12 protein-coding genes, 4 tRNA genes and 1 riboswitch are annotated in these 13332 nt (G+C 40.0%); of the genes, 1 reads left to right on the top strand and 15 read right to left on the bottom strand.

All coding sequences use genetic code 11. The features are described 5' to 3' along the window. Positions 1-166: 166 nt before the first annotated feature. A complete protein-coding gene (locus B5771_RS15430; RefSeq protein ID WP_088188583.1) occupies positions 167-652 on the bottom strand; it encodes a CarD family transcriptional regulator in 486 nt (161 codons plus the stop codon). Between the two features lie 340 nt (positions 653-992). Further along, positions 993-1322, bottom strand: a complete 330-nt coding sequence (locus tag B5771_RS15425) for a hypothetical protein (protein WP_088188337.1) — start codon at positions 1320-1322, stop codon at positions 993-995. Between the two features lie 327 nt (positions 1323-1649). Beyond that, a riboswitch (cyclic di-GMP riboswitch) is annotated at positions 1650-1706 on the top strand. Here B5771_RS15425 and B5771_RS15420 point away from each other — a divergent pair. Continuing rightward, entirely contained in the window at positions 1693-2286 is a 594-nt protein-coding gene (locus B5771_RS15420; protein WP_088188336.1) for a methyl-accepting chemotaxis protein, read from the top strand. It overlaps the preceding riboswitch by 14 nt. 86 nt (positions 2287-2372) lie before the next feature. On the opposite strand, the gene B5771_RS15415 is transcribed toward B5771_RS15420, so the two are convergent. The 13 genes from B5771_RS15415 to rph all read right to left on the bottom strand — a co-directional run bounded on the left by B5771_RS15415 (position 2373) and on the right by rph (position 13259). Then, entirely contained in the window at positions 2373-3344 is a 972-nt protein-coding gene (locus tag B5771_RS15415; protein ID WP_088188335.1) for an anti sigma factor C-terminal domain-containing protein, read from the bottom strand. Beyond that, positions 3334-3843 carry a sigma-70 family RNA polymerase sigma factor gene (locus B5771_RS15410; protein ID WP_088188334.1) on the bottom strand — a complete coding sequence of 170 codons (510 nt, stop codon included), beginning with the start codon at positions 3841-3843 and terminating at the stop codon, positions 3334-3336. Before B5771_RS15410 ends, B5771_RS15415 begins: the two co-directional genes overlap by 11 nt. A 254-nt stretch (positions 3844-4097) precedes the next feature. Continuing rightward, positions 4098-4180: transfer RNA gene (locus B5771_RS15405), tRNA-Leu, on the bottom strand. Positions 4181-4325: 145 nt separating this feature from the next. Further along, positions 4326-4622, bottom strand: a complete 297-nt coding sequence (locus tag B5771_RS15400) for a hypothetical protein (protein ID WP_088188333.1) — start codon at positions 4620-4622, stop codon at positions 4326-4328. A gap of 227 nt (positions 4623-4849) precedes the next feature. Beyond that, positions 4850-5962, bottom strand: a complete 1113-nt coding sequence (locus tag B5771_RS15395; RefSeq protein ID WP_088188332.1) for a DUF5667 domain-containing protein — start codon at positions 5960-5962, stop codon at positions 4850-4852. Positions 5963-6133: 171 nt separating this feature from the next. Next, the gene (locus B5771_RS15390) at positions 6134-6778 is read right to left on the bottom strand and encodes a VTT domain-containing protein (RefSeq protein WP_088188331.1); all 645 of its coding nucleotides are present in this window, start codon (positions 6776-6778) and stop codon (positions 6134-6136) included. Between the two features lie 122 nt (positions 6779-6900). Continuing rightward, positions 6901-9063: a YhgE/Pip domain-containing protein gene (locus B5771_RS15385; RefSeq protein WP_088188330.1), complete on the bottom strand. Its 2163-nt coding sequence runs from the start codon at positions 9061-9063 to the stop codon at positions 6901-6903. Between the two features lie 31 nt (positions 9064-9094). Next, complete coding sequence (locus B5771_RS15380) at positions 9095-11254, bottom strand: YhgE/Pip domain-containing protein (protein WP_088188329.1); 2160 nt, start codon at positions 11252-11254, stop codon at positions 9095-9097. A gap of 266 nt (positions 11255-11520) precedes the next feature. After that, positions 11521-11596: transfer RNA gene (locus B5771_RS15375), tRNA-His, on the bottom strand. Between the two features lie 20 nt (positions 11597-11616). Next, positions 11617-11693, bottom strand: a tRNA-Arg gene (locus tag B5771_RS15370). 61 nt (positions 11694-11754) lie between these two features. Next, positions 11755-11832: transfer RNA gene (locus B5771_RS15365), tRNA-Pro, on the bottom strand. 108 nt (positions 11833-11940) lie between these two features. Continuing rightward, positions 11941-12534 (bottom strand): XTP/dITP diphosphatase, encoded by a 594-nt coding sequence (locus B5771_RS15360; RefSeq protein WP_088188582.1) that lies wholly within the window; start codon positions 12532-12534, stop codon positions 11941-11943. Further along, positions 12534-13259 carry a ribonuclease PH gene (gene rph / locus B5771_RS15355; RefSeq protein ID WP_088188328.1) on the bottom strand — a complete coding sequence of 242 codons (726 nt, stop codon included), beginning with the start codon at positions 13257-13259 and terminating at the stop codon, positions 12534-12536. Before rph ends, B5771_RS15360 begins: the two co-directional genes overlap by 1 nt. Positions 13260-13332 lie beyond the last annotated feature (73 nt).

The following is a 13332-nucleotide window of genomic DNA, read 5'->3' as shown; positions in this document are numbered from 1 at the left end:
GCAAATATTAACGAGCTTATTAAGTATAACTGTAATGAAGAAATAAGTCAAATACTTAATAAACTATTTCTTAAATATATATTTCCTAAATATGGATACTATGAGCATTAAAACAAGAATTCAGGCATAAGCAAAACGTTCTCTAAAACCGTACTTGAGATTATCACTAGGAGTTCAACACTTCATCCAATAAACGAACTGCTTGTTCCTCTTTAAGGCCCTTAACCTCCATTATCTCACTGACAAAAACATGACGTGCATTATTCAACATGTTTACGTCATCTGCTCCAAGTTTATTTATTTGACTCTTACGTGTTAAATCACGGATAATTTCCGCACCTTTATAAATGTCACCACTTTTAAATTTCTTTTTATTAATATCTTTGCACCATCGTTGATTTTCAAGAATAATCGGGTCAGTATTTCCAAGGTTAAAATCACTGAGTACATTTTCCAATATCTCATGGTTAACCATCTGACGCATACCCATATCAACAGCTTTGTCCATTGGAACCATAACATGCAATTTCTCCTGAGGAATGTTCAAAATGTAGCAGAGTTTTCTTTCCCCTAAGATCTCTTTTTCTTCAACTGCTTCTACAACACAAGCCCCATGAACTGGATATATAATCTTGTCACCAACGTTAAATATCATACCGTCTACCTCCAGACTAACACCCTAAGTATATCACAAAACTAGGAAAATTAAAAATAATATTTTACCATATTATATTTATTTGTGTCAATAATTTATTGAAGAAGAAATCGGCTCAATCTCATAACAATTATTAATGGCAAAACTGGCGTCATTAAAAAACGAAAAATCCTCCCTTTAGCCGTCAAAATCCAAACGGTTAAAAGGAGAATTTACTTTTAAATTGTGTCATTTGCTCATTTTAGATTCAAACTCAAATACAAGCATACAATTTAAAAAGGCCATCAATATGGTGGGAACAAAGAAATTAGTAGCTGCGATGAGGGCCTAAGGGCCTTCACTTATGTTTTTGGGTTTGTTTATTTACATCATTGGGTTTGGAACGATGAACATTAACATCTGTTTTTACAGGTTGGCGATGAGCATTAATTGCACTGTCCACCTTATTTAGTAAAGCACGCCATTGTTTTTCAGACATCTTAATATTATTTTCACGATCATTTTTCAAATCTTCATTAACCTTTTCTCCAACTTTTTCTTTCCAATTTAATATCTCATTTTTAAATACTTCAGCCATATTTATGCCTGTATCACTGTTATTTTTGCACTCACCTTTTTTTGATGATGCATCAGTATAATAGTATTTATTAAGTCCTGTTATTTCCATAGCAATTTTCCTCCTTACATTATTAATGCCAACGGAAACAATTTATTATCTAATTCAAATCGTTCCCGAAACAGGAATTAATTGAGTCCTTTCTTATGTTATTATCGGCAAATATTTAGCAAATGTTTACATATCACGAAATTCTTCCTTGCGGCAACACTTGATGTTGCTTTAATCACCCTTCATCTTAGCAATTTACGTGATGAATATTATTGTTCCCAACATGATTCTGTTAAGTTACTTATTATTATTTTTTCGACGCTTTTCGACATATCATTAGGTTTTATTGTGTTATGCTTTAAAGAATATCCTTTCTGAACAACTTCACTAATGCAAAGGCAAACTTAGTGAAAACTAAGGACGCAGAGTCATGTGTCTTCCAATGGAATTCAAAACCGTTGGTATTCCTATCAAAGATGAACATGGTTTAGTGGCTGGAACAATTGTCGTTGGACGACCCTCTATGAAGCGCGACATCACAACAATGTCTGAAAATGTAGCATCTGCTATTAACCAAATTTCATTATCGATTAATGAAGTTTTGGTTGGTGTTACAGATATATCAAATGCTAATCAAGAAATTTCTACTATAGTTGCTAATTTAAATGACCAGGCTAAGAATACGGACGGAATTTTAAGTTTTATTAACAATATTGCTCAACAAACAAATTTGCTAGGATTAAACGCACAAATCGAGGCGTCTAGGGCTGGAGATTTGGGTCGAGGCTTCGGAGTCGTAGCTCAAGAAATTAGAAAGTTGTCCGAATCCAGTAAGGAGTCAATCAAAAACATTAACTTAGCGATAAAAACCACCCAAAAACTCTCTGCCAATATTAAACAAAAAGTTGAAGGCACAAATGTGGTATTTAACCAGCAAGCTTCTTCCATACAGGAAATATCTGCAACAATTGAAGAATTAAATGCAATAGCCCATAAATTAGAAACAATTGCTAACGAGTTATAGCACGGGTCCAAGAAGCTTAGAGGTGGGGGCTTCTTAGGACATACCAGCTAACGCCAGTAAAACACCTTAATCCATCGGTAACAAAATTAATACTTCTCAGTAATTACGCCAAATGAAGACGCCTTTATATGAGGATTCTCAATTAGTGGTTTTAATTGCTCCTTTGTACCATAAGCTATAGCTCCCAAAATAGGAACTTTCGAGGGGTCGGTATAACCTTTAGAATTAAGATTATTAAAGATGTTCAAGAATTTTTGGTTTTTGCTGATTTTTAAATTATAAAGGAAATTGTTGTAATCCGAGTCAAAGGTATTAATACTAATAGGTGGTGTTTTATCAACACCTAAAGTTTCGAACTCACTAATAAATGTGGCTTTACCATCGCATTCTTTAGCCTCTTTCTCATAGCGAACCATATCATCCTTCGTAAAAGTGTCCACCCAGTACCAACTAATATTAGCATTGGGGAGAATATGGGATAATTCGGAAAAAGTGTAGGGCTTATCAAAAGATAATCCAACCTCAATCAATTTATCGCTTCCGATTTGGCTCAACTCTGCCAAATCATTTTTATATTCTTTATACGTAATTTGGGGCAGAAAAAATAACATTTTATTGTAACCAAATTCCCAACAATTCAAAGGCCATTCGCCAGCAACTTGACCTCCTCCTTGCCCCCTTGTCATGATAAATTGAGGCAGAAGTCCAAAAGGTTGTACCCGTTCTTCTAAGACTACAATTTTATTCCCCACAGTTCGGCTTATAGTGTAATTACTTCTCCCCCCCAAGAAACCGAGAGTATCAGCTGAATTACTAATGTAGCCGTTCGGTACAGTCAGTTCAATGTAGGCACTCAAAGACTCAAATGTTTTATTACTCATGTTAATAGTCAATGCAGTATTACCTAATGTAATGAGCACAAATACCAAGCACGCTATAAGTATAGAAATTAAAACAGTTCGTATAGTAGATTTTCGTTTGCCTTTTTTTATAGCTCTATTTAATTTATCCTCATCGAAAATTTGGTCTAATTCATCGCTATTCATTTTATCTTCCATACTTATCACCCCATACACTTTTAAATTCTGTTCTTGCCCTTAGTAAATAGGTCTTAACTGTTTGTTCAGAAAGTCCTAATATCTTTGCAATCTCTTTGCAACTCAACTCCATTTCATATTTCAATACCAATAATTCCCTATAACTTTCTTTTAATCTATTAAGGCAATCATAAATTTCAAATATCTTTTCTTTCGCCAAAAGAATATCTTCAGTCTCATACTCACATGATAATCTTTCTAAAAAATGACTCCAATCAATTAATAACTCCTCTCTAACAGAAGCTTTTTTCAGGTAATTTCGGAAGTTATTTAAAGCAACTTTAAAAATCCACGAAGGAAGCCTTTCTGGTTCTATGTCATCAAAGTGTTCAATTGCCTTTACAAAGCTATCGTGAACAATTTCTTCTGCAACATCTCTACGGCAACCGTGCTTTAGCAAGTACCTATATATAATTAAAGCATGTTTGTTATATAAATTAGTAAGGACATCTTTTCTCATTCAATAAATCCTTCCAGAAAGTTCTTCTCTTATTAAGACAATTGACTTCATAAAAAGTATACAGTTTTGGTAAAATTTTAAAAGAGTTTATGACTCTGAAGTTAGTTATAAAATACAGCTATCGTTTTTCGAAATGTGTTAATTATAATCATTGATTGTTGTTTCTGAACATTTTTTAATTCGTCTAGACACAAAAAATCCTCCTTTTAGCCGTCTAAATCCAAACGGTTAAAAGGAGGATTCTACTTTTAAATTGGTGCGGGAGACAGGACTTGAACCTGCACGGTTGCCCGCTGGAACCTAAATCCAGTGCGTCTGCCAGTTCCGCCACTCCCGCATGTTGAAACCACGTAGCAAAAAATATAATACCATATATCTTACAAAAAGGCAAGGGATAGACTACAACTCGCCCAAGCCATAAACTCACAACAAAGTCACTATAAACTACCATAACTTGTAACCTGGGTTTACCTATCACACTGTTACCCCATGCTCCGTAATAACCAAAAATATTCAGATAGTAAAATGATCAGATCAATTCCTATCAAAAACAGCAAATTCTTCAGCCAATTCTCCGGATAGTTCCAGTAATATAAAACGATATTGATTACGACGAGGAGAGCCGAACTAATACCCCAACGCCAATACAAGCTTGAGTCTTTGGTAAAAAGATGAATAAACCAAATGATGGGCAAAAAAAGAAAGACACCCAAAAAGGTAATCATATTGTAGCCAATTTGACGACGCAGATCATCGGGGGTAGGTTTAGCTTTGCCCAAAATCTTCTCTCCTTATCTGCTCTGATTATTACTTGAATATCAGTATACCATAATTTTGACACTCCCACGGCTGAAGCGGGTGGAATACCTTCCAGAAAGGCCTTGTATTCGATAAACGAAGCAATGTATCGCTGACTATAGAAACTCCCGCACACTACTGAAGTGTACGGGAGTACTTTTTTAACTATTGTTCCCCTGCCATCTCAGGGGATTCAGCTACCCCATCTCTAATCTCTTTGATGGTCTTCTCTGCCTTGACTTTTACTTTTCGGCCCATTTCCATGCTCTGAATTTGGCGATCCTTTTACGGAAGGATGAACAAAATTGGAACCGGTCTTAGGGCCGGACATCATGGCTCCTTGAGTCATCGGAGTATGCCGAGCAGGTGTAACTTGCTGGGTCCCGGAATTATCCTCATCCTGGTCTTGATCATCGAGGTTAAGCTTTACATTTTGCTTCAAGGACTTCTTAAAGTTTTCTAAAGCGGCTTTAGCATCCTTTTCTAATTGCTTAGTATTATTTGTTACCGGTTGAGTATTTGTTGGATTCGAGTTTGCTGTCACTGAGCCGGAATCAGTCACAGATCCTGACGTTGATGCAGAAGTACCGGAAGGAACCGTCGTACTCGAATTCGTACTCGAAGAAGTACTTGAAGTCGTACCCGCGGTGGAATCCGTCCCTTCAGCAGGCAATTTAGTTACAGCCTTTTCCATAGTTTTAACAATATTCAAGGCTAATCTTTGTGCGGCTTGAGGGGGAAGCTTATCCAACAAACTGCTTAACACCTCAATATTGTTTGAATTCACATTTGCGAGAGCTATGGTGAGAGCTTTAGCCGTTTGACTGTTTGGATCTTTTGCTTGGTTAATAAAATTTTCAGCTTGACTGATCTTGTCTGAGTATTGAGACAGACAGGCTTCAGCTGCCTGAGAATTTCCTTGCTGCATAAGTTTCTTAGCTTCGGCTAGATTTGCTAAAGCATGGTGCTCATTAATAGAAGCCTTATTAACGGGATCGGAGGTCAACATAAGCTGAATTTTGCCTAATAAATCTGTGAACCAATTTTCGGCTGTGACGGTATTGCCATTACCATCAACAACAGTCGCCGGAGATACCGTTACAGGCACTGTCGGGTCTAAGGGAGGCACAACTGTATTTGAATCTGAATTTGTATTTGCAGCTGTAGCTGTAGTTGTAGCCGTAGTTGCAGTTGCATTGGTTGCCGAAGCGGCAGAGGAAACAGTATCAGCGAGTGTCAGAGCGGAACCAACAGGCAGGGTAAGTAAGGTAAATGTTGCGGCGATAGCTATTTTTCTTTTCATGTGCTGCATTTTGTTCATAACTTATCATAGTCCCCTTTTTTGTGCTTTAGTACGTACTATTATTTCTTACGTATATAAAGGACGTTTTAAGGGGGGCACGAAAATTATTTTTACCCAATCGTAAGATAGGCCGTTGCAAAATGCATAAGCGCTCAGCGAAGCTTTTACTAAGGAGTATGCCAAAACCCCCTAAAATACCGTTTTCCTTTTATTAAGAAAATAACTCGTTCCCCAGAATAGTGCCAGGGCAGCAAATCCCAAAACCAGCCAAATCCAGGTTGCCCGCGCAATTCCCAAAAAAACAAGAGCCGTACCGATATAATACGGAATCATGGAAACCGCAGCGGTCCAGAGATAAGTCCATAACTGCATCGAGGGCATGGCGCCTGCTATATAATTAACAGCAAAGGCAGGGATAGGAAGCAGCCGGGCCACTAGTAAACCGAGAGACCCTTTGCCTTTGACCCAATTATCAACTGTGTTGAAACGTTCCGGCGAAATAAGTTTTTTCATCAGGGTTTGACCATAATATCGCACAAGAATAAAAATAACCAAGGAGCTGAATGTCGAACCGATCCAGGCAAAGAATACCCCCTCATACACTCCAAAGACTTTCAAAAACATAATAACCAGCCCTTCTGAGGGTATGGGCGTCATGCAGATTGCTGTCATCAGTAAAATTGCAAAAGCAACTCCCCAAATGCCCCAGGCCTGAATAACGTCAGAGATCCGGTTCTGACGATCATAGTAGAAAAAGGCCACTAACAAGACAATAAAAACAACAGTAATCAGAGCGGTTAAGCCATACTTTCCCAGCTTGTTTTGATCTCCCATCGTTAGACTCTCAGTCCTCCTCTTTTGGCCCCCTTGCGATTGGATAAAACCTAATTCTCGTTTAGTAATCTTCCCAAATCCTGCTATGTTATGTCTGATAATCCCTTGCCCTTTTTGAGCACCTATAGCCCTGATTCCTTAAATTTACGCTCCATTAGTTCCGTAAGCCTGTGAAAGGGCTTTTTTAAAATCCCCAGGCAGAGAAATACAAGGCTGAAGATAAGCAGAGCAGCTGCATAGTTGATTACTTTGCCCCATAATGGACCTGCTATCGCTTCCCGAAATCCTCCGATAGCATAAGTAAAAGGCCAGAGAGGCTGCAGGATTCCAAAGATTCTCGGGTTTGTTTGAATAGGATAAATTCCTCCGGAGCCGGCAATCTGAAAAACCATCATGACCACGACAATCGCCTTACCAACATTGCCGAAGATCGAGACTAAGGTAAAGATGATGCTGGTGAAGCAAATCCCCGAAAGCAAAGCGAAGCCGACCATTAGGGGCATATTTGCCGGAATGACTCCTAAGATGAATTTGTCGCCTAACGTTACGATAATCGCCTGTACAAGGGAAATGGCCATAAATAAAAGCATTTTGCCATAATGTCTTTGGATCAGCGTCAATGTTCTTTTCTCATTATCTCCATAAGCAGTATGTTCAACACTCAATAAAGACGAGGACAGCAGGCCTCCCACCCAAATAGCTAAAACAGTATAAAAAGGAGTTAAGCCCTCCCCAAACGTCTTCATGTTGTAAATATCAACCTCTTTGACATCAATAGGCGAAGAGAGAAAACTGGCAGCCTGGCCAGGATTCATTTTCATCAAATTAATCATCGTATTAAGGTTATTTTCGTTTAAGTCCTTGAGTTTAACCTGTAATTGATTTAATTCGTTCTGAAGATTTGCGAGTTGATTGTTTAAATCACTAGCCTCTTGTCTGGATATCTCACTGCCCGCTATACCATAATTGGCTAAAGCATTTAACTGAGGCACAATCACCTTTGTAGATTCCAGGATCGTATTAATATTATCCAAGCCGCTTGTAAAATTATCCGAGAGATTGTTAAAAACCTTTAGCCCCGCAGAATAAAAACTATTAGTTATTGGTACAAGGTTATTGGCAATTTCTTGATTTAGAGCAGAAACTTGATCAAGAGCCGAAGTTAGAGACGCTTGGGAAGCGCCGTTGTTAAGAAGTGTTTTGAGTGCGCTTACTTTTATTTCTTCATCGCTGACTAATCCCTGCAAATCCTTAAGCATGCTTATCAATTGGCTTATTGAGCTGTTGGGATAACTTTTATTGATAGATTCTAAGCTGTTAATATCGGCATCGATTAAATTATTGGCCGAATGAAGAGGACTTGAGAGTTCATTGATAATATTTATCAGATTACCGGAGTCTGAAGTCGAGATCATTTGCTTCAAGGTCGACAACAAGAGCTGATTTTGCTGATTAATGGCTTCCAGCTGAATCAAATCGTTATTCATCTCTGCAGCCGTGTTGTTAATCGCTTGCTTTGTAGAAAGCACCAGAGATTTATTGGCTTCGGCAGCACTTTGTAAATTGTTAATTTGGGCCGTAATTTGAGGCAGATTTGTTTTAACAGTTTTTAAATAGCCTTGTAAAGCTTCAGAGTTAGTATTTGCCTTATTGATGAATCCTCGAATCGCTTCCAGGTCACTGCCCGCCTGAGTCAATGTATCTTTTATCTGCAGGATTTTGGCCTTGTTGGCCTGAATATTTCCTGCCACGGGATTTAAGGTTTCCAAGACTTCCTTCGTAACTGTTGCCAGAAAATTGCTTTTAATGCTATCGGCTAATTCCTGTGTTGCCGCATTGGAAATTTTGGAGGCGATAGCATTTAGTTTTTCATTAACCCTATAGGTAATATGGGGTTTGGGGGCAGTTACACTTGTCAGGCTTACTAACTTTTGCGAGAAATCGCTGGGGATCTCTATGAGAGCGTAGTAGTATCCTTCATTGAGCCCATAGTTTGCCTGCCAGGAATCGAGGATTATCCAGTGGATCGATTGATTCTTTTTTAGTTCTGTAATAATCTGATTCCCCACGTTAATTTCATGACCATTAAAGGATGTGCCTTGATCATCGTTCGTTACTGCTATAGGCAGATTGCCCGTGTTGGCATAAGGGTTCCAACTGGCTCGGATATTGATCCAGGCGTATAACGAAGGCAGAATGCCCAAGCCTATAATGATTAAAATTGCTGCTTTGCTCGTAATAATGCTCTTCAAATCTTGCCTAAAGACTCCGAGTAATTCTTTCATGCCAGGCTCCTAACTGTTACAGAATTCAAACTTACTCTCCGATTCCCGACAACTTAAAATTCGTTTCAAACTTACGAACGTGCTCGTATAAAACCTTTTTAAGAAAAAAGCCCAACAGAATGAATATGACTGAAATGAGGATCAGCATGAAAAAATCTAAGGCGACACTGCTGATTAACGGGCCGGCCATTGCCTCCCGAAAAAGGGCAATTGCATAGGTGAAGGGAAATGTCGGCTGGAGTATTCTAAGAATTAAAGGGTCAACCTGGATAGGATACGTCCCTCCGCTTCCCGCTAATTGCACGATCATATAAATAACGGCTAAAGCCTTCCCGAGATTACCCAGCAGAGAGACTAAGGTATAGGTGATAATGACAAAGGTTAGTGATGACATTAAAGCGGCCACAATCATCAGAGGAGTACTGACTGAATACACGCCTAACAACAGCTTATCTCCCAGAGAAACAATGAGTCCCTGCACAAGGGCTAACGTGATAAAGGTTAACATTTTGCCAAAATGTTTCTCACGGAGCGACAAGGTCTCAATCCCTTCGAAATAGGCAGTTTCCGTCTTGAGCAAGGACGTTAAGATGAGTGTTCCCACCCAAAGAGCTAACACTGTATAGACGGGGGCCATAGCAGAGCCATAGTTTGGCACTCCATAGATAGACTCCTCCTGCAAATTAAAGGGCGAAGCAATGTAACTTCCCATTAATTCAGGATTACTCTGAAGTATGCTTAATATTTGCGCTAAGTCATTATTGCTGACCATCTGAAGTTTATCGCTCAAAGCAGAGATAATCTCTTGATACTCTAATAACCTGCTTCTTAAATCACCGGATACTTTGGCGGCCAATTGACTGCCTTGAATTGCTGTTCCCATGAGATTATTGATTTGAGCTTGAAGTCCCTGAGCCGATGTTATGAGATTTGAAGCATCGTTGGCAGCATTAGTCAGATTGCCCGCAATAGCGTTCAGATCCTTTCGAGCGCTGCCATTATAGGAATTGGCCGTCTGAATGATTTGGGAGTTAAGATTTGTTGTTATCTCATCTAATTGCTGCCACAGTGTTTGATTGATTGTATTGGCTTGATTGAATTGCTGCTGTAAAGAATTTAATTGATTGGTTTCGGATGTCAAGGAGTTTTTAATGCTTTGCAAAGAAGCAATTAGCTTAGCCAGGTGTGTGCTGGGATTAATATCATTAAATTTCTGCAAGTAAGTAATAATAGTGCTTATTTGGTTATTGAGAGCCTCCAGCTCCAGGTTTATCTGCCCTATGGTGGAATTTACTTGAGATGCAGACGTGTTGGCTGCTAAGGAATTTACGCTTTGCAGCAAATCATGGATTCTGTTCACTGAAGCTTGAGCATTATTCAAACCTGTCTCGATCGTATCAAAAGATTGGTTTAAGGTAAGCTGAGTCGTTTTAAGCATTGCCGAGTTATTGTCGTTAATTTGAGCCAGATCGCTTAATTGATTATCCACTCCCGGCATGGCTGCCTGGATTTCTGACAGGAACGAGCTTAAGTTACCAGACCGGCTGTTGATGTCCTGAAGCAGCGGTAAGATCAAACTCATGTTCCGATTAATCTGGATTATTTCATCTTTCCATTGAATGATCTTGCTTTTATTCGCTGCTGCATCTGCGCCGACTTTATTAAACATGGTGAAAATACTTGTGTTGACAGTAGATATAAAGCTGGTTGAAATCTGGTCCACGAGCGAACTTTTAGCTGCCTCCGTTATTTTGCCGGCAACAGGATCGGTCTTCGTATCCACCTTATAAACGATTTCTGGTTTCTTCGCAGCAGTCGTTAGAAAACTAACAAAACTCGCTGAAAAATTGCTTGGGATCTCGATAACTGCAAAATAGGTCCCGTCAACGACCCCTAAATTCGCTTCATTGTCTGACACGAATTTCCAGCCAATCTGTTTGTTCGTCTTTAGTGTATTGACAACGGTATTGCCGATATTAATCAGTTTTCCTTGATATGTAACACCTTGGTCCTGATTGACTACCGCCACCGGAATTGAACCGGTGTTTTCATAGGGATCCCAGCAAGCCAAGATATTTACCCAGGCATAGAGGGAGGGTAAGATGCATAATCCGGCAATGATTATTAAGGCAATGGGATTTGATTTTATCCGTTTGAGGTCATTGCTATATAGTTTTAAGATATTCTTCAAAGGATCAACTCTCCTTTTTAGAACGATTTGCTTATATAAACAGTATTTCCCTAACTAATTTTGCTTATCAAAAAACAGCCCTTATTCATAATCAAGGATATTCCCGAGTTTCTCCGTAATTATATCTTGGAAAGAATAATTTTTCCAGATTAAGAAGAAAATTCACCATATACAGCAAGTAAAATAAAAAGTCAGCACTATATAGGGTGCTGACCCTCTCGAAGATAAAAAAAGCCAAGAATAACTCTTGACTTTAATTTCTGATATGGGGTGGGTGATGGGTTTCGAACCCACGAATGCCGGAACCACAACCCGGTGCGTTAACCGCTTCGCCACACCCACCATAGTAAAGTAAAATCAGTTGGTGCGCCTGGAGAGACTCGAACCCCCGACAACCTGCTTAGAAGGCAGATGCTCTATCCAACTGAGCTACAGGCGCAGTTTGAGAGATTACGATTGTCAACCCAGGTTACTCCTAAACCTAGACAAGTTGGGAATAATGGTCGGGGCAGAGGGATTCGAACCCCCGGCCTCCTGCTCCCAAGGCAGGCGCGCTAGCCAAGCTGCGCTATGCCCCGATTGGTGACTTGATTAGTATAGCTCATCTCCAAGTATTCGTCAAGAATTTATGCTCAATAATTTAAAGTTTTTTTATGAATCGAATTTCGTTCGTTCATAATGGGGACCTAGCCTTTGAGGGCCTGCAATATGGGAATCGCCTTGCGGAAGGCCCTCGCTCTGTGACTCAAATCATTCTTCTCAGTCAAGGATATTTCAGCTAAAGTTCTACCCAATTCCGGCACTAAAAACAAGGGATCATAACCGAAACCGTCCGTCCCCCGCCGCTGCCTGAGGATTTTCCCTTCAACGGTTCCCTCAGTAAGATATTCTTTCCCTTCGGGAGCCGCAATAACCAGGGCACAACGAAAACGGGCCGTTCTTTTATCATCAGGGATCGTTTCCAAAAGGTCCAAGAGCTTGTCATTGTTGCGTTCATCGTCTTTGGGCTCTCCGGCAAAGCGGGCAGAGAATACCCCAGGAGCACCGTTTAGAGCATCGACTTCCAAGCCCGAATCATCGGCCAAAGCAATTAGGCCGGTTCTTTGCACGGCTGCTCTGGCTTTTAAGGCCGCATTTTCAGCAAAGGTTTCTCCGTTTTCTTCAACCTCTTCCCAATCGGGAAGATCCTGCAGCGAAACTACTTCAATCTCTTCATCAGCCAGCAGTTCCTGTAGTTCCCTTACTTTTCCTTGATTTTGGGTAGCTAATAATATCTTCATCATGAATTCGTCTCAATTGCTGTCTTCTGAACTTCCATGAGGGAACGAATCCCTTTTTCCGCTAAGCGCAGAAACACATCCAAATCGGCACGATCAAAAGGAACTTCTTCTGCAGTTCCTTGGATTTCCACGAATTTTCCTGCTCCTGTCATAACCACATTCATATCGACTTCTGCTTTCGAGTCTTCCTCATAGTCCAAATCCAGGACTTGAGTTCCCAGAACCTTGCCGACGGAAACCGCAGCCAAGGTATCCATAATAGGATTCGTTTTAATCAGCTTCTTTTCAAGCAAATACTGTATGGCATCCAACAAGGCTACATAAGCTCCAGTGATGGAAGCTGTCCTTGTACCGCCGTCAGCCTGCAGTACGTCACAATCCAGCCATATCGTCCGTTCACCTAATTTTTTCAAGTCGACAACGGAGCGCAACGCGCGGCCGATTAAACGCTGGATTTCCATAGTGCGGCCAGTGAGCTTTCCTTTGGTCGCCTCGCGCTGGGTTCGAGTTTGGGTGGCCCTGGGAATCATGGCATATTCGGCAGTTACCCAGCCTTTTCCCGTCCCTTTTTGGAAGGGAGGAACTTTTTCTTCTACACTCGCCGTACATAAAACCCGTGTCTGACCAACTTCAATAAGAACTGATCCTTCCGGTGCATTCGTAAATTGTCTAGTAATTCTAACAGGGCGCAGACCATCTGCGGCCCGATCATATGAACGCTGCATTATTAACCTAACCTTTCTTTACCTATAGCTTGCTAGTTTAGTTTACCAGATCGCTTCTAAAAATGCCAATAAT

The organism is Desulfosporosinus sp. FKA (assembly GCF_002196785.1).
GTDB lineage: Bacteria > Bacillota > Desulfitobacteriia > Desulfitobacteriales > Desulfitobacteriaceae > Desulfosporosinus > Desulfosporosinus acididurans.
Note: the sequence above shows the minus strand (reverse complement) of the source record. Positions and strands in the feature narration are given on the sequence as shown.

Excerpts from the sequence above, each read along its gene's own strand:
- B5771_RS15425 (WP_088188337.1), bottom strand. The coding sequence starts at position 1,322 with ATGGAAATAACAGGACTTAATAAATACTATTATACTGATGCATCATCA.
- B5771_RS15420 (WP_088188336.1), top strand. The coding sequence starts at position 1,693 with ATGTGTCTTCCAATGGAATTCAAAACCGTTGGTATTCCTATCAAAGAT.
- B5771_RS15415 (WP_088188335.1), bottom strand. The coding sequence starts at position 3,344 with ATGGAAGATAAAATGAATAGCGATGAATTAGACCAAATTTTCGATGAG.
- B5771_RS15410 (WP_088188334.1), bottom strand. The coding sequence starts at position 3,843 with ATGAGAAAAGATGTCCTTACTAATTTATATAACAAACATGCTTTAATT.
- B5771_RS15395 (WP_088188332.1), bottom strand. The coding sequence starts at position 5,962 with ATGAACAAAATGCAGCACATGAAAAGAAAAATAGCTATCGCCGCAACA.
- B5771_RS15390 (WP_088188331.1), bottom strand. The coding sequence starts at position 6,778 with ATGGGAGATCAAAACAAGCTGGGAAAGTATGGCTTAACCGCTCTGATT.
- B5771_RS15385 (WP_088188330.1), bottom strand. The coding sequence starts at position 9,063 with ATGAAAGAATTACTCGGAGTCTTTAGGCAAGATTTGAAGAGCATTATT.
- B5771_RS15360 (WP_088188582.1), bottom strand. The coding sequence starts at position 12,534 with ATGAAGATATTATTAGCTACCCAAAATCAAGGAAAAGTAAGGGAACTA.
- rph (WP_088188328.1), bottom strand. The coding sequence starts at position 13,259 with ATGCAGCGTTCATATGATCGGGCCGCAGATGGTCTGCGCCCTGTTAGA.